Annotated in this window: 20 protein-coding genes; 16 read left to right on the top strand and 4 right to left on the bottom strand. The window is 42.9% G+C overall.

All coding sequences use genetic code 11. From position 1 onward, the window contains the following. Positions 1 to 49: 49 nt before the first annotated feature. The gene (locus ACQCV8_RS12860) at positions 50 to 1,078 is read right to left on the bottom strand and encodes an EAL domain-containing protein (protein ID WP_426845041.1); all 1,029 of its coding nucleotides are present in this window, start codon (positions 1,076 to 1,078) and stop codon (positions 50 to 52) included. Positions 1,079 to 1,231: 153 nt separating this feature from the next. Between ACQCV8_RS12860 and pfkA the strand changes: the two genes are divergently transcribed. Beyond that, entirely contained in the window at positions 1,232 to 2,191 is a 960-nt protein-coding gene (gene pfkA / locus ACQCV8_RS12865; protein ID WP_426845042.1) for a 6-phosphofructokinase, read from the top strand. 233 nt (positions 2,192 to 2,424) lie between these two features. On the opposite strand, the gene ACQCV8_RS12870 is transcribed toward pfkA, so the two are convergent. After that, positions 2,425 to 2,895, bottom strand: a complete 471-nt coding sequence (locus ACQCV8_RS12870; protein ID WP_426845043.1) for a hypothetical protein — start codon at positions 2,893 to 2,895, stop codon at positions 2,425 to 2,427. 199 nt (positions 2,896 to 3,094) lie between these two features. On the opposite strand from ACQCV8_RS12870, the gene ACQCV8_RS12875 reads away from it, so the two are divergent. The 4 genes from ACQCV8_RS12875 (at position 3,095) to ACQCV8_RS12890 (ending at position 4,500) form a co-directional block, all read left to right on the top strand. Then, on the top strand, positions 3,095 to 3,472 hold the full coding sequence (locus ACQCV8_RS12875) for a PilZ domain-containing protein (protein WP_426845044.1): 378 nt from the start codon (positions 3,095 to 3,097) through the stop codon (positions 3,470 to 3,472). Positions 3,473 to 3,796: 324 nt separating this feature from the next. Beyond that, entirely contained in the window at positions 3,797 to 4,015 is a 219-nt protein-coding gene (locus ACQCV8_RS12880; protein ID WP_426845045.1) for a DUF1659 domain-containing protein, read from the top strand. Between the two features lie 16 nt (positions 4,016 to 4,031). After that, the gene (locus ACQCV8_RS12885; protein ID WP_426845046.1) at positions 4,032 to 4,250 is read left to right on the top strand and encodes a DUF2922 domain-containing protein; all 219 of its coding nucleotides are present in this window, start codon (positions 4,032 to 4,034) and stop codon (positions 4,248 to 4,250) included. Positions 4,251 to 4,305: 55 nt separating this feature from the next. Next, positions 4,306 to 4,500 (top strand): YvrJ family protein, encoded by a 195-nt coding sequence (locus tag ACQCV8_RS12890; protein WP_426845047.1) that lies wholly within the window; start codon positions 4,306 to 4,308, stop codon positions 4,498 to 4,500. Positions 4,501 to 4,534: 34 nt separating this feature from the next. Here ACQCV8_RS12890 and ACQCV8_RS12895 read toward each other — a convergent pair whose 3' ends face one another. Beyond that, the gene (locus ACQCV8_RS12895; protein WP_426845048.1) at positions 4,535 to 7,726 is read right to left on the bottom strand and encodes an efflux RND transporter permease subunit; all 3,192 of its coding nucleotides are present in this window, start codon (positions 7,724 to 7,726) and stop codon (positions 4,535 to 4,537) included. An 886-nt stretch (positions 7,727 to 8,612) separates the two neighbouring features. Between ACQCV8_RS12895 and ACQCV8_RS12900 the strand changes: the two genes are divergently transcribed. Both ACQCV8_RS12900 and ACQCV8_RS12905 read left to right on the top strand, forming a co-directional pair. Further along, positions 8,613 to 8,855, top strand: coding sequence for a hypothetical protein (locus tag ACQCV8_RS12900; protein ID WP_426845049.1), 243 nt, complete (start codon positions 8,613 to 8,615; stop codon positions 8,853 to 8,855). Between the two features lie 352 nt (positions 8,856 to 9,207). Then, a complete protein-coding gene (locus ACQCV8_RS12905; RefSeq protein ID WP_426845114.1) occupies positions 9,208 to 9,291 on the top strand; it encodes a putative holin-like toxin in 84 nt (27 codons plus the stop codon). A gap of 332 nt (positions 9,292 to 9,623) precedes the next feature. On the opposite strand, the gene ACQCV8_RS12910 is transcribed toward ACQCV8_RS12905, so the two are convergent. Further along, a complete protein-coding gene (locus ACQCV8_RS12910) occupies positions 9,624 to 9,755 on the bottom strand; it encodes a hypothetical protein (RefSeq protein ID WP_426845050.1) in 132 nt (43 codons plus the stop codon). Between the two features lie 181 nt (positions 9,756 to 9,936). Between ACQCV8_RS12910 and ACQCV8_RS12915 the strand changes: the two genes are divergently transcribed. The 9 genes from ACQCV8_RS12915 to splB all read left to right on the top strand — a co-directional run bounded on the left by ACQCV8_RS12915 (position 9,937) and on the right by splB (position 20,006). After that, the gene (locus ACQCV8_RS12915) at positions 9,937 to 10,998 is read left to right on the top strand and encodes a Gfo/Idh/MocA family oxidoreductase (protein WP_426845051.1); all 1,062 of its coding nucleotides are present in this window, start codon (positions 9,937 to 9,939) and stop codon (positions 10,996 to 10,998) included. A gap of 45 nt (positions 10,999 to 11,043) precedes the next feature. After that, entirely contained in the window at positions 11,044 to 11,451 is a 408-nt protein-coding gene (locus ACQCV8_RS12920) for a DUF6843 domain-containing protein (protein WP_426845052.1), read from the top strand. Between the two features lie 113 nt (positions 11,452 to 11,564). Further along, positions 11,565 to 12,410: a glucose PTS transporter transcription antiterminator GlcT gene (glcT, locus tag ACQCV8_RS12925; RefSeq protein WP_426845053.1), complete on the top strand. Its 846-nt coding sequence runs from the start codon at positions 11,565 to 11,567 to the stop codon at positions 12,408 to 12,410. A 238-nt stretch (positions 12,411 to 12,648) separates the two neighbouring features. After that, positions 12,649 to 14,748, top strand: coding sequence for a glucose-specific PTS transporter subunit IIBC (ptsG, locus tag ACQCV8_RS12930; protein WP_426845054.1), 2,100 nt, complete (start codon positions 12,649 to 12,651; stop codon positions 14,746 to 14,748). Positions 14,749 to 14,849: 101 nt separating this feature from the next. After that, positions 14,850 to 15,116 carry a phosphocarrier protein HPr gene (locus ACQCV8_RS12935; protein WP_426845055.1) on the top strand — a complete coding sequence of 89 codons (267 nt, stop codon included), beginning with the start codon at positions 14,850 to 14,852 and terminating at the stop codon, positions 15,114 to 15,116. Continuing rightward, positions 15,116 to 16,837 carry a phosphoenolpyruvate--protein phosphotransferase gene (ptsP, locus tag ACQCV8_RS12940; protein WP_426845056.1) on the top strand — a complete coding sequence of 574 codons (1,722 nt, stop codon included), beginning with the start codon at positions 15,116 to 15,118 and terminating at the stop codon, positions 16,835 to 16,837. Before ACQCV8_RS12935 ends, ptsP begins: the two co-directional genes overlap by 1 nt. A gap of 167 nt (positions 16,838 to 17,004) precedes the next feature. After that, positions 17,005 to 18,549: an ATP-binding protein gene (locus ACQCV8_RS12945; RefSeq protein WP_426845057.1), complete on the top strand. Its 1,545-nt coding sequence runs from the start codon at positions 17,005 to 17,007 to the stop codon at positions 18,547 to 18,549. 162 nt (positions 18,550 to 18,711) lie between these two features. Next, positions 18,712 to 18,951: a transcriptional regulator SplA domain-containing protein gene (locus ACQCV8_RS12950; protein ID WP_426845058.1), complete on the top strand. Its 240-nt coding sequence runs from the start codon at positions 18,712 to 18,714 to the stop codon at positions 18,949 to 18,951. A 26-nt stretch (positions 18,952 to 18,977) separates the two neighbouring features. Beyond that, complete coding sequence (splB, locus tag ACQCV8_RS12955) at positions 18,978 to 20,006, top strand: spore photoproduct lyase (protein ID WP_426845059.1); 1,029 nt, start codon at positions 18,978 to 18,980, stop codon at positions 20,004 to 20,006. Positions 20,007 to 20,160 lie beyond the last annotated feature (154 nt).

Genomic DNA, 20,160 nt, shown 5'->3' on the forward strand with positions numbered 1-20,160 from the left:
GAGGATGCGGGACAGACAACCTTTATTTGGCCAGGCGCCTCCGCTTTTGTTAGTGGACCGGTATTTGCGAGAACAAGCTTTCCTGTGATGCCGGGCTTTTTGCTGGTTTGCCGATAAAATATCCCTGTCCTAAGTGGATGTCGATAGACTGCAAATAAGAAAACTCTTCTTCTGATTCAATTCCCTCTGCGAGAACAGTTATGGATAATTCCCTTGCCAGGCCTTGGACTTTGTTCAGAAAGGTTTGTTTTTCAGGATCTTTGTAGCAATCTGAGATATACTGCCGGTCGATTTTTACATAATCCGGCTTTAATTTTTCAAGTACTTCATAAGTGGAATAGCCGCTTCCTAAATCATCCAATGCCACCTTCATTCCGTGAGCGCGGTATGTATCTAGAATGTTTTTTAAATGATTGATGTCCTTGATCTTTTCCGTTTCAACTACTTCAAAGATAAGGTCATCCGGACGGACGCCATATTGCTTGACCATTTTAAACGTGTGCTGCAGGCAGTGCTCGGGATTATAAATAGAGGACGGGATAAAGTTTATAAAAGATTTTATTCCAGGTTTGATGGAATCTGAACGGCTCATGATTGCAAGCTCTCTTGCCCTGCGGTCCAGGATGGATTGCAGACCTGTTTTTATAGCTGTTCCAAATAAATGGAAGGGTGATACAGGAGGGTCAAAACTTCTGAGCAGGGATTCATATCCATAGAGGCTTCCGCTTTCGAGGTGAACAATCGGCTGAAAAAAACTGGAAAAGTCACCTTTCATGATCAGGTCTACCAAATCCCTCTGCACTACCCGTTCATAGATGTAGCCAAAAGGGGAAAAAGTCTTTGCTTCTTTAGGATTTGCTGCTAGTGCAGCTTTAATATTTGCTGTCTCTGTTTCTGAATTAATCTGGGTAAGCCGGTCAGAGAGTTCATCTGGATTCCTGTATGGAACTGCATAAACTTTATCCTTCGTATAGAAGGGTTCCAAAAGGGGCAGGGTATCATGCCGGGAATGCAGCAAAAGTAAGTAGCCTTGCTCAGGTATAGCGAGATCGGGGGTACAGGCCGTACAAAAGGTCATTTGATCGCTCCTTAAAAATAGTTCTTTTATAATGTGTCTATTATACCAAATTGTTCTCCTCATGATAAAGGGTTTTGTTTTGAGAAATTGAGGGATGGGGATTATAGTAGATACGTACACCAATCAAGATCGATCTATAAGAGGTGAATGACAATGAAAAAAATTGCAGTGTTAACCAGCGGGGGAGATTCTCCCGGAATGAATGCCGCGATCAGGGCAGTCGTAAGGAAAGGGATTTTCAGCGGGCTTGACGTGTATGGCGTGTATCAGGGCTATCAGGGACTGATGGAAGGCAACATTAAAAAGCTCGAGGTGGGCTCAGTAGGCGATATCATTCATCGGGGCGGAACGATGCTTTATACCGCCAGATCTGAAGAATTCAAAACCGATGAAGGGCAGCATAAAGCAATTGAGCAGTTAAGAAAGCTTGGGATTGAAGGGCTTGTCGTCATCGGCGGAGACGGGTCCTATCAAGGGGCAGCTAAACTTACTTTGAAGGGTTTCCCCTGTATAGGCCTGCCGGGTACAATTGATAATGATATTGCAGGTACAGACTATACGATTGGATTTGATACTGCCTTGAATACGGTAGTTGATGCAATCGATAAAATAAGGGATACGGCAACTTCACATGACAGGACCTTTATTATCGAAGTGATGGGCAGAAGAGCCGGTGATATTGCGCTTTGGTCAGGTCTTGCCGGCGGCGCAGAAACCATATTGATTCCGGAGCATCCCCATGAGGTGGACGAAATGATGGAAAGGCTCAATAAGGGAATCAGCAGAGGTAAGAAACACTCGATCATCGTCCTTGCAGAGGGAGTAGGAAGTGCTGAGGACTTAGCAGATGAGCTGAAGACAAAGTTTGATCTTGAAACTAGAATCAGCGTTCTTGGACACATACAGCGGGGCGGAAAACCGACAGGAAGGGACCGTGTTCTCGCCTCCAGGCTTGGTGCGAGAGCGGTGGAACTGCTCCTGGAAGGGAAATCGGGAAGAGCCATTGGAATAGTCAATGAAATCATTACAGACCGGGATCTTTTGGACATAGCCGGCCAAAAAGATCCTCTGCCGGAAAAGCTTTACACACTGTCTCAGGAGCTATCCATTTAAAGCCGAGGCCTCTGCGGCTTACCGAAGGAGAAACGGGTAAACACAGGAACATACAGCAATTTCAGCTTATGATAGTAAGAAAGTCCGGGAAAGCCCAGTGCAGCCCCGGGTTTTTATTGTGCTTCGTCCTGGCTCGTTTTTTTGTATGTTTAAGTCTGATTGCGGCAGATCAACTGAAAGAGGGAGAGCGTACGCATGAAGGTAAAAACGGTGCAAATGGTTGGATGTTTGAGCTACTCTGTTTCTTTAGTAAGTTTGAGCAGAATAAAGCGCAGGCCAAAACCGGCAGCGAGCCCGGGCAGCAGGAAGAGCATGGGCAGCCAAACCGGACCTGGGAGAATTCCGAACACCTCAGCTTTTTCTGCGTACATGATTCCGACCGTAACAAAATAAGCTGCAAAGGCAAAAGGGAGAAACGAAAAACGGGGTGAAGGTCCATCTGCATATTTGTATGCGTCATACATGGCAAAGAAATAAACGCATGGATAAAACATAAGCCACTGGAGATCTGCCGTCTCAAACGCGTTTGCGATATCTCCGTTAAAGCTGAATTTTATTGCAAGGTTGAAGCCGGCGTTGTAATTGATTAAAAATTCCAGTGTAATAAAGACAAGGCCTTTTCCAAAATGACCATTTAAAAACTGACCAAAGCCTGGCAGGGCGATGCTCCAAAGGATGGCTTCAAGTTTGCCTGTTTTTTTCATTCCAAAGCTCCGTTCACTCGGTTTTTAATAGGATTCCCTCCTCAGCGTCTAACATACACCAGGTGTCCGGGCCAGCCATTGCTAAGGAGATCAGCAAGCAGTAAAGGGATGATGCGGTGAGAAAAAAACATTGAAAAATCTTCTGCATTCAGATACCTTTACATTAGACAAATTTTAGCAAAAGAGGAGATTTCATAGTATGCGCTATAATCGTTCTGAATCGTTCCGTTTTGTTTTCTCAGATCCTATGGAAGCATCATTTTCCATAGCAGAAAAAGCAGGGGAGCCTGTGAATTCAAAACAGGGGGAAGCCGTGATTATGGATATCAGCCCATCAGGCTTGAAGCTGGTTACCCATTTGGATCTTCCAATGGAAAAACCGGTCATCCTTACTATCCTTTTTAAAATCAGAACTGAAGAACTGGAACTAAAAGGGGAGCCAATGTGGAAAAAAAGAACCGCTACGGGATTTCAATACGGCGTCAGAAGTTTAAATGATGAAATTCTGCAAAACCGGATTGTTAAGGAATTAAAAGAATTTGCGCAGCAAAAACCTAAAAATCCCCGGGGCATCTGACACATTTCAAGTCATAGGAAGGCCTGGGAATATTCTGGACTTTCCGCTTGAATCGCTGTAGGCAAGAGCCTTCCATCATTGAGAGGATAGAGTGAAAGGCGAGATCCGATTAAAAACCCCAATTGTATACGGTATGGCACTTATGATAGAAGCTCCTTTAAACGTGGCTGTTGATACGTTCCAATCAGCAGATGTTAGGATCATCATCATGCTTTGTTAAGGACAGGATGAAAAGGCTTATTTCAGATTTTGAAAAAAGTCTTTTTTTTTATGCTACTTTTTCCCCTTTCGATTGTATTGCTATAGCGAAAGGGGGTGAGAAACATGGCAACTACACTTCTTATTGACAGTCAGCTTCGCCTTGTGTATGACCTTGGGCTTAACCAGGAGGGCAAGCAAGTATTCAAATCAAAGACATACAGCAATGTAAAAACAACCGCAAATGCAGACCAGCTGAATGCAGCAGCAGGGATCTTATCAGGACTGCAGCAGTATCCTTTGTTTACAGCAGAGCGTCTGGACCAGAATGAAATTCAAAACTAAAAAAGGAGAGGTTTAAATGGCTAAAACATTAGAATTGCAATTTGGAAACGAGTTAGGCAGTACTGTGACAGTCAGTGTAGATGCCCCTAAGGAAACACTGACAGATGAAGAAATTACCGCAGCTATGGACGGATTGCTGACAGCAGATATCTTTACTTCTTCAGGAGGCAATCTGACTGTGAAAAAGGGTGCAAGAGTGGTAGAGCGGAATGTAGTGGAGCTTGAGATTATCTAATTTAAACAGGGGTCTGACTTGGTCAGGCCCCTGTTTAGGAAATGGAGGGCTTTAAATGGAGCAGTGGCTTCAGCTGATTGGGGACACCGGATTTCCAATTGTGGTGACGATGTATTTAATGCACCGGATTGAAGGAAAGCTTGATGTATTAATTCAAACCATTCAAATGCTGCCGGTCAGAATACAGGAAGTAAGCCGGGACCCGGGAGAACGATTGGCAAAGATCCAACTGAGTGAGAAGATTAACTAAAAAAACCGGTCTCCTGAGAGACCGGTTTCTTCATTTATGCGTTTTCCGCAGTTTCCACTTTTTTCTGTCTTTCTTTTCTTGATTGTTTAAAGAAGAATAGCTCATACACTACCGGTACAATAATCAATGTCAGCAAGGTGGAGGAGGTCAATCCTCCAATAACAGTAATTGCCAGGCCTTTTGAGATTAACGTTCCGGAGGACGTTGTAAAGGCGAGCGGAAGAAGAGCCGCTATGGTGGCGAATGCTGTCATCAATATCGGGCGCAGTCTTGTTTTACCTGCTTCGATTAAGGCTTCCCTGATGACCAGACCTTTTTGTTCACGGTTCTGACCGATCCGGTCAACCATTACGATAGCGTTTGTCGTAACAATTCCAATCAGCATCAATAATCCGATCATTACGCTGACACTCAGCGGTTCTTTCGCCAGATATAATCCAAGCAAGGATCCGATCGGTACGAAAATCAGCGATGAAAGAATGACGAACGGAATTCGGGCTTTGCCGAATGTGATAAGCATAGTGATATAGACCAGACCGATGGCAACGAGCATGGCAAGCCCGAGCTGCTGGAAGGTTTGTACGGTTTCATCGCTTCCGCCGCCGCCTTCAAGGGAAACGCCATCAGGAAGATTGACATCATTTTCTACACCTTCTATGACAGCGGACGAAACCTCCGCTATGTTATCAGAAGAGATCTGGGCACTGACCTGTGCATATACTTTGCCATCCAGGCGCTGAATTGAAGTAAAAGCATCCTTCTCCTCAACTTCTGCTACATCAGACAGTTTGATTGGCCCCTTTTGACTGAAGATTACGGTATCCTTCAGCTGGTCTACAGATGTAACATCATCGCTGTAGCTGAGCTCTACGGTACGCTCTTCTCCGTCAAGCTCCAGGTCTCCTACTTCGACCGGTTTCGTCTGATCTGAAACGATGCCGAGAACCTGGAATCCGGATACTCCAAACTCATCAGCTTTTTCCGGATCGATGATGACTTCTGCCTGTTTCTGCCTTTCAGCAAAATTGTTGGATACATATTTTAAGTTTTCATTTTTGTTCATATAATCTTCAACTTTTTTGGCAGCTTCAGACAGTGCTCCCAAATCATTAGAATACAGATCAATATTTACATTGTTATTTGATGGGGGACCGCCGCTGCTTTGTTCCTGTATGCCAAGCTTAGCTTCAGGCTCTAATTCAGCAGTGATGTCTTCCATCTTAGTCTGGAGGTCTTTAATATACTCTGTAACTTCCGTTCCATCCTTGAGTGTAATAAAGTAGCTCGCTTTGTTTTCGCGCTTAAGGCCGGTATTAAAGTCTCTGCTTCCGACACCGGCTGTAACCTCTTCAATCGGTTCTTCCTTATCAAGCATTTTTTCCAGTTCCAATGATACTTCGTTCGTTTTATCAATGGTTGTGGAAGACGGAAGTTCTACACTCGCAACGAGGGTTTTCTGTTCCTCATTCGGAATGAAAGTAAATCCAAGGCCGCTGACAAGGAAAACGGATCCGAATAACAAGAGCAGTGATAAACCGATTATGGTAATTTTATGATTCAAGGACCATTCGATCACGCCTGCATAAAACTTCTGCAAAGGACCTTCTTTTTCTTCCTTCGGCACTTTTTTAAACGAGAATCGGGCGAGAATCGGTACAATTGTTACCGCTACAATAAGTGATGTCAGCAAAGCAAAGATGATCGTTAAAGCAAAAGGAAGGAAAAACTCTCCTGTGATTCCTCCAACAAAGCCCAGCGGCAAAAATACAACAACTGTTGTAATCGTAGAGGAAGTGATGGCCTTTAATATTTCTTTAGTCGAATCCTCTATTATTTCATTCGTAACGTCCGCATTTGTTTTGCGGACTCGCCTGAATACATTTTCAATAACAACGATACTGTCATCTACAACCCTTCCGACTGCAACCGCCATACCTCCAAGTGTCATGATATTCAGAGAGATATCAAGCTGATTGAGGAAAATGGATGTGACTAATAGGGATAGCGGAATGGAGATGATCGCTATGATGGTTGCCCGGAAATTGCGAAGGAACACAAGAACGGCAACGGATGCAAATAAGGCCCCGAGCAAGCCTTCGCGAATAAGTGTTTCAACTGATTTTTCAATGCCCTCTGCCTGATCAAATCCGATGGAGTAATCAAGTTTATCCTCATATTTTTCGAGGGTCTCTATAACCCGATCGGCGACTTCCACAGTGTTGGCATCCTGTTTTTTTGTAATGGCCATTGATAGAGAATCTTTTAAATTGTAGCGTGTAATTTCCGGCCGTTCCGTGATGGTTTCAATTTCAGCAATTTCTTTAAGCTTTACCGGTTCTTGCTGAGCCTGCTGGGCATTTGGAGCTGGGGATGCTCCGCTCTGTGAGGAGCTGCCGCTTGACTGGGAACCAGACTCCGCACCGCCGCCTGCAGGCTGACCGCCTTGGGCGCCCGGCGCCTGGCCAGATGGTCCCTGCTGAGGTGCTGCTGGTGCTCCAGCTGAAACCTGAAGTTCCTTAAGGGCCTCTACCTCATCTAAGCCTTCCTGAACTCTTATAGGTATTTCTGTCTCTTCATTCGTAATATTTCCAGCAGGGAATGATAAGTATTTTGCGTTGATTTTTTCTTTGATCTGTGTAAGAGTCAGGCCATTCTTTTCTGCTGCTTCTTTATCTACAGTGATCCGCACAGCCTCTTCTTTTAATCCCCCTACAGAGACGCTGTTTATACCTGAGATTTTATTCAATTCCGGTATAACATCCTCTTGGAGCAATTTTTCAATATCTCCATCTTCTTTTGTGAACAGTGAGATATTAAAAATAGGGAAAGTTCCAAACGAGAAGCGGTTAATATTCGTTTGAGCATTTTCCGGAAGATTTGCTTCACTAATTAACGTATTAAGCTGATCTTCCACCTCATCGATATCCGTGTTAAAAGGGAATTCCAGGTTTATGATTCCAACACTTTCAAATGAGGAGCTTGTGATTTTTTTTACACCATCAATGGCTTTAAATTCTTCCTCGAGCTTGGAGGTTACCTGCTCGCTTACATCATCAGGCGATGCTCCTGGGTAAACTGCTTCAACAGATACTTGAGGGAATTCAATGTTTGGGAGCAGATCCACTTTAAGCTGGGTAAAGCTGTATAGCCCTCCAAGTATCAGCAAAAAAGAAATAATAAATACCGCGACTGCATTTTTAAGGCTGAATTTTGTTAAAAAGTTCATGGCTACACCTCTTTGTATTAGTTGTACAAAAGTTATACAAGATTTACTATACTCTCTTTGTTCAGAAATTGCATCAATTATCCCAATTAATTTATGTCAAAACTGAAAACTTAATAAAAGGCTGGCTGAATGCGTTTAATTGTTTGAATAGCGGAATGTGTTCTTTCCTTAAAGATTGTAAGTGACGGGTATAGAATGCTCCATTTTGCAGCCTTGACGCTAATTTGCAAGTGTGAACCGGCTCATTAGCCGATTCCCTTTTTTTTTGTGATGCGGAGCACCCTGCCGAGAGTAACTGATCCAGCCGGAAAGAACGGATGCCGCCCTTCAGAAGACATTTAGCAATCAAATAGTCTGCAGATTTTTTCAATACAATTATATTTCTTTGGGTGATCTCTCCTGATGATGAAGCTAAATAAATGAGCTGAATGGGTCTTCTATGCTCGATGCTGCTATGGAAAATAAAATTCATCATGCTGCCTCCCTATCTTCTTATTCAGATTAGCATATACGAACAAGCATGCGGTATGCTGGCAAGAAGGAACATTCGTTCTTTTTCATAACCCGGTATACTTGGAGGGATATGGATATGAGGTATCATGTTATGTACACATTTGTTGTACAGAGTGTTCGATATGCAAAAATTATGGATTTTAAGAAGTGGAGAATTATAAGGGTATCCTTGATGGAAATACAAACAAACACTTATTTACAGAAGTGTGGAACGATATTAAATATAAGGAAGCGAACATAAAATCCGGAATGTTGAATTACAGAATTCAACCCAAGTCCCGATAAAGGATTCATTCGCTTCATGTCGAATAGTTTTTATACACGATTTTAACTTTCCACTGAGGAGCATACACTTTAAAAAGGGGTGATGGCTGTGTCAGAAATGGAAAAAATGAAAGAGGTTCAAAAGCTGTCAGAAGAAATTTTAAAAACTTTGCTTAAAGACGGCTATGTTGGAGATCAGAACGGGCTAATGAAGGCTGTGGAGCTTTTATCGAGATCGATAAGTGATTTATCATTTATGTATGAAAAAAAAGATATATGCCATGAGAATTTATTAAAGGGAACGCTTGCGAAAGTCCAAATCTCCTATAATGCAATACAATCCAAGCAATAATAAAGATCCGCTGACCGCGGATTTTTTTTAGGTCTGAACCGGAAAGCCGGACCTTTAAGAATGGTGCTGATTATAAATGCCTATAGTCTGTAGCGGAAGGCTTGAAACTCCGAGCTAAGAGCAGCGGGGCCAGGTGAGACGCCACTGTGGCGGAGCAAACATATAAATAAGAAGGTGTTTAAAAAACAGCCTTAAAGCGTGGAAGTTTTAGATAGAATTAGTCAATAATGGGCTATAGGACTTATTTTACCAAACGTATGTTCTATTTCAGGTTTGGTTTATGCTATAATGGACTTGCAGCAGGTTGCCCGGATCACGGGAGAATCCCCTTGCGGAAAGGGGGTGAGGCAGCATGACCATTTATGAGAGTCTGATTTTAATGCTCACGTTTGGTTCTGTCGTTATCGCGATTCTTTCTTTTCCGAGAAAAAAATAGCCCACCCTAAGCGGGAAGGCTAAATTCAAGAGTAATTCTGCTGTGGCTGAATTAGATGTTGGCGCATCTAATCAGCCTTTAAACTGGCATTTATCATCCAATTAACAGTATATCATAAGAGTGGGCTTTGATGCTCTTTTTTTTTATCACAAAAGCGGAAGCTGACCGGAAAAACGGCTCAACCATCCACGTGTATTTCAGGTTGATTTTCCCACGCCGTGCTCCCCTCAAACATTGGAAAAATTGAATAGCTTCCTAGTGTCCAGAACAGACCTGTTCAACAAGCGAAAGGCGGGTAGAAATAGATTCTATCCGCCTTTCGTATGTAGCTCTTATTTTTGATTTTTATTGGATTTCGGAGCGTTCATTTCTTTACCAAATTCAGTATCAGACTTCTGGTTTTGCTGATTTTGCTGTTTTTGCATTTGCTGTTCCTTGCTCTCATTTTGCTGATTTTTAGCCATTTCCTATCCCTCCTTTGCTTAAACATGTAGCGTAAGGGGTATATTTTCACCACATACGAATCCTATTTTTACCTATTTTTTCTGTATTATACATTTTGGCGGCTTCTTATCAGTTTAATCTTCCGAATGTTCCTGGACGAAAATACCACCGCACTGCCCACCAATAAAGGAGTGAATAAAATTGAAAAAAATACGGACCGGACTTGCTGGCTATGGTTTATCGGGAGAGGTTTTCCACGCACCGTTTCTGCACACAAACCCCTTATTTGAATTTGCGATGGTAATGGAAAGATCGAAAAATCTTGCAAGAAAACGCTACCCTTATGTTGAACGGGTCCATTCCTTTGATCAGATGATTCTGGATCCTTCCATTGAACTTGTTGTAATCACCACTCCTAATGAATACCACTTTGAAATGATTAAAGAGGCGCTGATGAAAGATAAGCATGTTCTGGTGGAGAAGCCGTTCACGGTCACTTCATCTGAAGGGTATAAGCTTGATGATCTTGCGAAAAAAAGAAATCTTGTTCTTGCCGTTTACCATAACAGGAGGTGGGATGGGGATTTTCTTACGGTGCAGGCCTTGCTTAAGCAGGAACTGGCAGGAAACCCGTCCGCTTTTGAGGCTCACTTTGACCGGTTTGAAAGCGGCATGAACTTCGATTCATGGCGAGAGAAAGATTTACCCGGTTCAGGGGTACTGTTCGATTTGGGTTCACATTTGATCGATCAGGCTTTGTGTTTGTTTGGAAAGCCGGAAGAGGTAACTGCCAATATCGAGATACAGAGGGAAGGGGGAATGGCCGATGATGCATTTGACATCCACCTTCATTATAAAACCCTTACAGCTGTTCTTAAATCAGGTATGCTTATTAGAGAGCCGGGCCCCCGTTATCAGCTTCACGGCAGCAAAGGGTCGTTTATTAAATATGGAATAGATCCCCAGGAGGAAAGATTAAAGGCGGGAGCTTGGCCGGATGAAAAAGATTTTGGATTTGAACCGGAAGAATCGTGGGGAATCCTGAATACAGACTTCAATGGTCTGCACTTCAGAGGGAATATCGAAACACTGCCTGGTCAATATAATACCTTCTATAACAAACTTTATGAATCCATAAGAGATGGGAAAAAGGTGCCTGTTAGTGCCTCGGAAGCAGCAGCTGTCATTGATGTCATCGAGTGCGCCCGGAAAAGCGCGGCAGAGGGAAGGACTATCCGTTTTATTGACCGCGGTGCTGAATAGGGAAATAGTGATTATGCCACTCTAAGAAAAAGAGGAGTGAGCATAATGAATAGATGGATACTAGCAGGAACAATTATTTTTCTTCTTGCCGGATGCAAAGAAGATGACCAGGCAGCGCCCAGAACTTTTTTGATCCCTGAAGGCTATACCGGGTGGGTCAAGGTGGAATATAAAGGCACGATGAAAGCTTCGACCTCCCAAAACCATCAGGAAATACTGAGAGCTGACTCAAATGGGCTGATTAAGACAAATGGCCGCAGTATACACGAAGGATGGGCTCAAAGCAGTTATTACTATATAAGCAAAAACGGAACAAAGACGAAACTTAATCCTGATAAAATGATTCATGGCAACTCCAGCGGGAGGGAATCCAAAGAAGCAGCAGAACAGTACTTTTTTGTAGGTACGGATAAGGATTTCCAGAAAAACGAATACAAACCGGAGCATCCGTAACCAGCTATTCCATTCAGCTTTTTTTCTACAGTATCCGACAAAATTCGTTGACGGCGGGCGTAAACACCTGTACGATATGAAGGGTTATAGCAGGAAAAGGAGCTGGGTAGGTCGTGAGTACGCCCTTTATCGTTAAGAAAGTCCTTAATAATAATGTGCTGATTGCTGATCACCCGGGGTTTCAAGAGGTTGTACTGATTGGCAGGGGGATTGGCTTTGGCAGATCCAGAGGCGATCGGATCGAGGAAGATTCCTATGAAAAGATGTTTGTTTTAAAGGATGAGAAAGAACAGGAGCAGTATAAGCTGCTGCTGCCGCATATCGATGAAGATGTGATAGCAATTATTCATGAAGTGATCCAGCACATAGAAACTAAGCTTAAGCACCCCTTGAACGAACATATTCATATTGGGCTGACGGATCACATTTCATTTGCACTTAAGAGAATAAAACAGGGCATGGACCTAAAAAACCCCTTCATGATTGAAACGAAGACCCTTTATCCGATGGAATATGAATTGGCAAAAGAGGCTGTTGATATTATTGAGCGCCGCCTTGATGTCGTTCTCCCGGAAGGCGAAGTGGGATTTATTGTCCTTCATATTCACGGTGCCATTACGGATAAACCCTTAAGTGAAGTAAACCAATCGTCCCAGCTGATTGCCAGGCTGACGAATTTAATTGAAGATTCTCTTAAAATCCAAATAGATCATGAAAGCATTAACTATTTAAGGCTTGTCCGCCATATCCGATTCACGATAGACCGGGTTCGGGCTGGAGAAAAATTGGATGAACCGGAAAAAATGGCTGACCTATTGAAAAATGAATATCCACTGTGCTATAATACTGCTTGGAAATTAATTAAAGTGATGCAGCAAACGCTTAAAAAGCCAGTATATAATGCTGAAGCAGTTTATCTGACCATGCATTTATACCGATTATCCAATAAAATATCGTAACCGGTACCAGCGTGTAACTGATTCGATCAGGCATGAGTGATAAAGGGGAAAGGTTTTCCTGCTTTCCATTTAGGGAAGGAGAAACAGGAAATCTCTATGCCTTTTTCACCATGCCTTTTTCTGTTTTATTTTTGAGGGTCCCATTTAGTTACCTTTAGTAAGAAAACGGTTTCAATATGTATTGTTGGATTTTTTAGCCGCTGCAAGCACACAATAGGCTCAAGGAGGATTGAATCGAATGTTCAAAAACTTATTTGGAGTATTGCAGAAAATCGGGAAAGCACTTATGCTGCCTGTTGCTATATTACCTGCAGCAGGGATCTTGCTTGCTTTCGGTAATGCTATGCAGAACCCCCAGCTCACTGCAAAAATACCAGCGCTTTCAAATGAAACCTTTACATTGATCGCAAAGGTAATGGAGTCCTCAGGGGACATTGTCTTCTCGAACTTGCCGCTTCTGTTCGCGGTGGGGGTTGCCATTGGTTTAGCAAATGGCGATGGGGTTGCCGGTATCGCGGCAATCATTGGATATTTGGTCATGAACGCAACGATGAGTGCTGTTCTTACTCAAACAGGACAGCTACCATCTGATGCTGTACAATTAGCTGAGTTTTTAGCAGCGGGTAACCCTGAATACGCCAGAGTACTGGGAATTGCCACACTCCAGACCGGGGTTTTCGGCGGGATTATTATAGGGGTGCTTGCCGCCTCCATGTATAACCGCTTCTACAATATTGAGCTTCCTCAATATCTTGGATTCTTTGCCGGAAAGCGTTTTGTACCGATTGTAACAGCTGTTTCAGCACTAATTATCGGAATTATCATGCTGTTTATCTGGCCGCCTGTACAAAGCGGATTGAATGCTTTCTCGAATGGACTGCTTGAATCAAACCGTACATTAGCTGCATTTCTTTTCGGTCTTATTGAACGGTCTCTTATTCCTTTTGGGCTTCACCACATTTTCTATGCACCATTCTGGTTCGAATTCGGAAATTATACGACCCAGGCAGGGGAGCTTGTCCGCGGCGACCAGCGGATTTTTATGGCTCAAATAAAAGACGGTGCTGAACTGACTGCAGGTACGTTTATGACTGGTAAATTTCCTTTCATGATGTTCGGACTTCCTGCTGCAGCACTTGCGATTTATCACGAGGCACGCCCGGAGAACAAAAAGCTTGTTGCCGGGATCATGGGGTCCGCAGCACTAACATCTTTCCTGACTGGTATTACAGAACCGCTCGAGTTCAGCTTCTTGTTTGTCGCACCTATTCTTTTCGGAATTCATGCTGTATTTGCGGGCTTGTCATTTATGATCATGCAAATGCTCGATGTTAAAATTGGTATGACCTTCTCCGGCGGGGTCATCGATTATGTTCTATTCGGGATCCTGCCAAACCGTACAGACTGGTGGCTAGTCATTCCCGTTGGACTGGTTATGGCTGTCATCTATTACTTTGGCTTCCGATTTGCTATCCGCAAGTTTAATCTTGGAACACCGGGCCGTGAAGAGGCAAATGCAGAAACGGACGGAGAAGGTTCCCAACGTCCTGCCGGAGATCTTCCATATGAAGTCCTTCAGGCACTTGGCGGCCAGGAGAACATTAAACACCTTGATGCTTGTATCACCAGACTTCGTGTCCAGGTTGAAGATGTAAAGAATGTGAAAAAGGACCGTCTGAAAAACCTGGGTGCTTCCGGAGTGCTTGAAGTAGGAAACAATATTCAGGCGATCTTCGGACCTAAATCCGATAATTTAAAATCGCAGATTCAAGATGTTATTTCAGGCAAACGCCCAAGAGCTGCTGATACTTCCAGCATGAAAGATGAAGTGGAGCAGCAAATTGAAGAAGTGAATCCTGAAGCTCTGCAAAATCATTTTGATGAAGAACACTTTGTATCACCGATACATGGCCGCATTCTTCCGATTACTGAAGTGCCGGATCAAGTCTTCTCAGGTAAGATGATGGGAGACGGATTTGCGATTGATCCAATTGATGGAACGGTTGTATCACCGGTAGACGGCAAAATTTTAAATATCTTCCCGACAAAGCATGCAATTGGGCTTCTATCTGAAAGCGGACATGAAATTCTGATTCATGTGGGAATTGATACTGTTAATCTTAAAGGTGAAGGCTTTGAGTCCTTCATTGCCGAAGGGGACACTGTTAAGAAAGGCCAGAAGCTTCTCGAGGTAAACCTTGAGTTTGTAAAGGCCAATGCTCCATCAATCATTACACCGATTGTATTCACGAATCTCAAAGACGGAGAGTCCATTGAGATTCTGGAAACAGGAGAAGTGAAAAGCGAACAAAAGAGTATTATTAAGATCAGCAAATAAGCTTTATGCCAGCTCCCACTTGTCAGATGACAAGCGGGACTGGTAAGATAACATATTGTGAACAATTAAAAATACCTATTGTGATAAAGGAGAAGATTAACATGGCTGAAAAAACATTTAAAGTAACTGCGGAATCCGGTATTCATGCACGTCCTGCAACAGTATTGGTACAAACGGCAAGCCGTTTTGATGCGGATATCAATCTTGAATACAATGGAAAAACGGTCAACCTTAAATCCATCATGGGCGTTATGTCTCTTGGAATCGCCAAAGATTCTGAAGTTAAAATCACAGCAAGCGGCTCTGATGAAAGTGAAGCAATTGCTGCTCTTGAAGAAACGATGAAGAATGAAGGACTTGGAGAATAATGCTGGAACTTAACGGTATCGGAGCTTCTGCCGGTATTGCGATTGCGAAAGCATACCGCCTTGAAGAACCAGATCTTACTGTATCCAAAACCACAGTTTCGGATCAGGATGCTGAGATCCGCCGGTTTGAAGAAGCTATTCATAAATCAAAGTCAGAGCTTGAACGAATCAAGGAACATGCACTAAACGAACTTGGTAAAGACAAAGCAGAGATTTTTGCCGCTCATTTGCTGGTACTAAGTGATCCGGAGCTGTTGAATCCTGTAAAAGATAAAATCAGCAGTGAAGCTTCCAATGCTGAATTCGCCATGAAAGAAACGGCTGATATGTTTGTCAGTGTGTTTGAATCCATGGACAATGAATACATGAAGGAACGTGCCGCTGACATTCGCGACGTTACAAAGCGTGTTATTGCCCATCTGATTGGCGTAGAGCTTCCGAGCCCTTCTCTTATTTCTGAAGAAGTCGTGATCATAGCGGAGGATTTAACTCCTTCTGACACAGCTCAGCTCAACCGTCAATTTGTGCTTGGATTCACGACGGACATCGGCGGACGTACATCCCATTCCGCCATCATGGCCCGATCCATGGAAATCCCGGCTGTTGTAGGTACAAAAGAAGCAACAGCTAAAATTCAAAACGGTACGATGGTTATCGTTGATGGACTGAGCGGTGATGTAATCATCGATCCTTCCTCCGAGACCATTGCTGCTTACGAAGAAAAGAAAAAGAAGCATGAAGCTCAAAAAGCAGAGTGGGCAAAACTCGTTAATGAGCCGACCGTTTCAAAAGACGGCCATCATGTCGAGCTTGCAGCAAATATCGGTACACCAAAAGATGTAAAGGGTGTGATCGAAAACGGCGGGGAAGCAGTAGGCCTTTACCGTACGGAATTTCTTTACATGGGGCGTGATCAGCTTCCTACAGAGGACGAGCAGTTTGAAGCATACAAAGCCGTTCTCACTAATATGGAAGGCAAGCCAGTCGTAGTTCGCACACTTGATATTGGCGGGGATAAGGAACTGCCTTATCTTCATCTTCCAAAAGAAATGAACCCGTTCCTCGGCTTCCGTGCTATCCGCCTATGCCTTGAGGAGCAGGATATCTTCAGAACACAGCTTCGGGCTCTGCTCCGGGCAAGCGTTCACGGCAATCTTCGCATTATGTTTCCGATGATTGCCACACTTGATGAATTCAGGCAGGCTAAAGCGGTCCTGCTTGAAGAAAAAGCAGGCCTTCAATCAAAAGGTGTGAAAGTGTCGGAAAACATTGAGATTGGGATTATGGTAGAGATTCCATCTACAGCAGTTATGGCTGACGTTTTCGCCAAGGAAGTTGATTTCTTCAGTATCGGGACCAATGACCTTGTTCAATACACGATGGCTGCTGACCGTATGAATGAACGTGTTTCCTACCTTTATCAGCCATACAATCCTGCCATTCTGCGCCTTATTACGCTTGTAATTGAAGCGGCGCATAAAGAGGGCAAATGGGTTGGCATGTGCGGAGAAATGGCGGGCGATCCAATTGCAATCCCAATTCTGCTTGGGCTTGGCCTGGACGAATTCTCTATGAGTGCAACATCCATTCTTCCTGCAAGGACTCAGATTCTGGGGCTGTCAAAAGAAGAAGCTGCTTCCTATAAGGAACAGATTTTGGGAATGGAAACAACTCAGGAAGTAATTGACTTTGTAAAGCAAACCTTTCATGTAGAATCATGATTAAAAAGACAGGCAAATGCCTGTCTTTTTTGCGTTTAATGTAGAAAATATAGGCTATTGGTTAGAATTAACTGGTATAATAGCGGTAAGAATAACCATTTGTTCTGGCTGTTCCGCACCATTTGGCAGTCCATACGAGATTATACTGATAAAGAAGAGGTTGTTTTATGGATAAAAAGCCTGTCATTATAAAAAGGAACCGCTTTTTAATTAGGCTGCTTTGTGTATTTTACATACTGGATTTACTCTTTATTTATATGTTAGACGGGGACCGGGATCATTGGCTCCTCCTAATTGCTTTTTCTATCCCTTTTATTTTTCTGTTTTTGGGAGAAAAAAAGATTAAGCCGGAGTATTTAATGTTCTGTTTGATTGCTCTGCTTTATGCTTATTTGATCATGCTGAATATGACCGTTCCTGCTTTTGTAAACCTTGTGTTTCTGACATTGCCTATTTTGGTCAGCACCATTTATCAGAACCGCACCCTGTTAATTTCTTCCTCCCTCTTTACAGCTGCTGTGCAGATTTATTTCTTTTATACGTATTTCGATGTCCTCCTTCAGGATATTACCCGAAAGGAAATAGCCTATTACATCCTCTTCACCATCCTGGTATTGTTTTTCCAGCTTTATTATTTAAGGTTTATTGGCGGCCTATGGAAACAGGTCAATGAACAAAAGGATGAAATGGCAGAGACACTGGAGTCCACTAAAGCGCAGCTTGAGCTGTTATTTTCACAGAGCAAGGATGCGATTGTATTAATGGATCGGGAATATAAAGTAATTGCTGTAAATCCCGCCTTTGAATCGTTATATAAGCTCCATGAGGATGAACTAAAAGGGAAGCAGTATCCATACGGTGAATATACACATCAAGCTATCGCTCAGCCGAACAGTTTTGGAAGCATGGTAACCCGTTCAGATTTAACAGCGGACGGGCAGAGGGTTGAGGTCGAGGCTGCCGTATCGCCTATCTATGGTGAAAGTGGCGCGCTGATTGCCCATTCCGAAGTTATTCGTGATGTGACCGAAAGAAGAAATGAAGAATTGATGCTTATTCAGGCAGAAAAACTTAAAGTAGCAGGAGAGATGGCAGCAGGTGTAGCTCATGAAATAAGAAACCCTTTAACTGTTCTGCAAGGTTTCCTTCAAATCTTAAAAGAAAAGTCTCCAGAGGATTATCCCTATACGGAAATTATGCTCTCTGAGCTTAAGCGCCTTAATGACATTGTCAGCGAATTCCTGATTTTATCAAAGCCCCAGTCCGTTAACCGTAAACTCTTCAATTTAAGGGAAGTCCTTAAAGAAACGATTACTTTTTTCGGATCTGAAATGGCGCTTAAAAATATTGTGATAAAAATGGACGAAATAGACTCTGTCACTGTATACGGAGACAGGAATCAAATTAAACAAGTACTCATTAATCTCCTGAAAAATTCCAGTGACGCGATGCCTGATGGGGGAACGATCCGAATTTCTTTAGAAAAAAATGATGGAAAAACAGCTGCCCTTATCATTAATGATTCCGGATGTGGTATTCCTAAGCAAAAGCTGGATAAAATTAAAGAACCTTTTTTTACAACTAAAGAAAAAGGAACTGGACTGGGGCTTGTGATTACAGAAAAAATTGCAGCCCAGCATGGGGGATCCCTTGAAATAGAAAGCGAGGAAGGTAAAGGGACAACGGTGAAGCTTATTCTTCCGCTTCCATAAAACCATGAATATGAGAAGGAATCTCCAATTCGTTCAGGATCCGCCTAAAACATACCTGACTGACTATTGCCCAATAGTTCAGTCTTTTTTTATGCCATGACATAAAATTCAGCTATCCCGCAAAGATTAACATAGAAGATCAGAAAAGGAGCTGACACATCAGTGAGAGCAGAGCATAAAGCAGGAGATACGGTTTACGTTATTTATAGAAATCCTCACACAGCCAATGTAGCAGTGATCAAAGAAGCGGAAGTGGTCCAGCACCCTGAGGACAAGAATGACATCGCTTTGTTTCTATATGACACTTATCACGAATTGCTTCCGGATGATGCGGTGTTTGCTTCATTTGAGGAAGCAGAGCAGCTCTATAATGAATTATTTGACCGTGAACAATACGAGTGATGCATACATAAAGGAGGGAATTAAGATTGGTTAAACCATTTGTTCCACAGCTTGTTTATTTTGAACCAAGGGCTCTGGAGTACCCCCTTGGTGTCGAACTGAAAGAAAAATTCGAAAAAATGGGACTTGAACTACGAGAGACAACCTCCCATAACCAAGTCCGGAATATACCTGGAAAGAATCACCTTCAGCAGTACCGAAATGCGAAATCAACATTGGTTATAGGGGTCAGAAAAACGCTAAAGTTCGATAGCTCAAAGCCCTCAGCTGAATACGCCATTCCGCTTGCTACAGGATGCATGGGCCATTGTCATTATTGCTACCTTCAAACGACTATGGGAAGCAAGCCTTACATTAGGACATATGTAAATGTTGAAGAAATACTTGAACAGGCACAGTCATATATGGAGGAAAGAGCACCAGATATAACGAGGTTTGAAGCCTCTTGTACCTCTGATATCGTCGGAGTGGACCATCTCACCCATTCACTGAAAAAGACGATTGAATATTTTGGTAAAAGCGATCTTGGGCAGCTCCGCTTTGTAACTAAATTTCATCATGTAGACCATCTTCTTGATGCAGATCATAACGGAAAAACCAGGTTTAGGTTTAGTGTCAATGCAGATTATGTCATTAAGCATTTTGAGCCGGGCACTTCTCCCTTGGATAAACGGATCGAGGCAGCGGTTAAAGTTGCCCGGGCAGGATATCCTCTCGGGTTTATCGTAGCACCAATCTATATTCATGAAGGATGGCAGGAAGGATATAAACAGCTGTTTGTTAAACTCCATGAATCACTCCCTAAAGACGCTGTTCAGGATATTACGTTTGAAATGATTCAGCACCGCTTTACTAAGCCTGCAAAAAGGGTGATCGAAAAGAATTACCCGAAAACAAAACTAGAAATGAGCGTGGATGAGCGCAGATATAAATGGGGAAGGTACGGAATTGGCAAGTATATTTATCAGAAGGACGAGGAACAGGAATTAAGGGATACACTGGAAGATTATATTGAAGCCTACTTTCCGCAGGCGAAAATTGAATATTTTACGTAAACAGAAGGAAAAGGTTAGATAGACTCAAGAATGCTTGATTCACGAGCATTCTCGGGTTTTTCTTTTGGTGCGCAAGAGTTCTGAAAAGGGTAGAAAAGTGATTAATCTGAAGCTTTATAAAGTATGCACGAGCATTGGCATACCTGACAGAAAA

This window comes from Metabacillus sp. 84 (genome assembly GCF_050107715.1).
Lineage (GTDB): Bacteria > Bacillota > Bacilli > Bacillales > Bacillaceae > Metabacillus_B.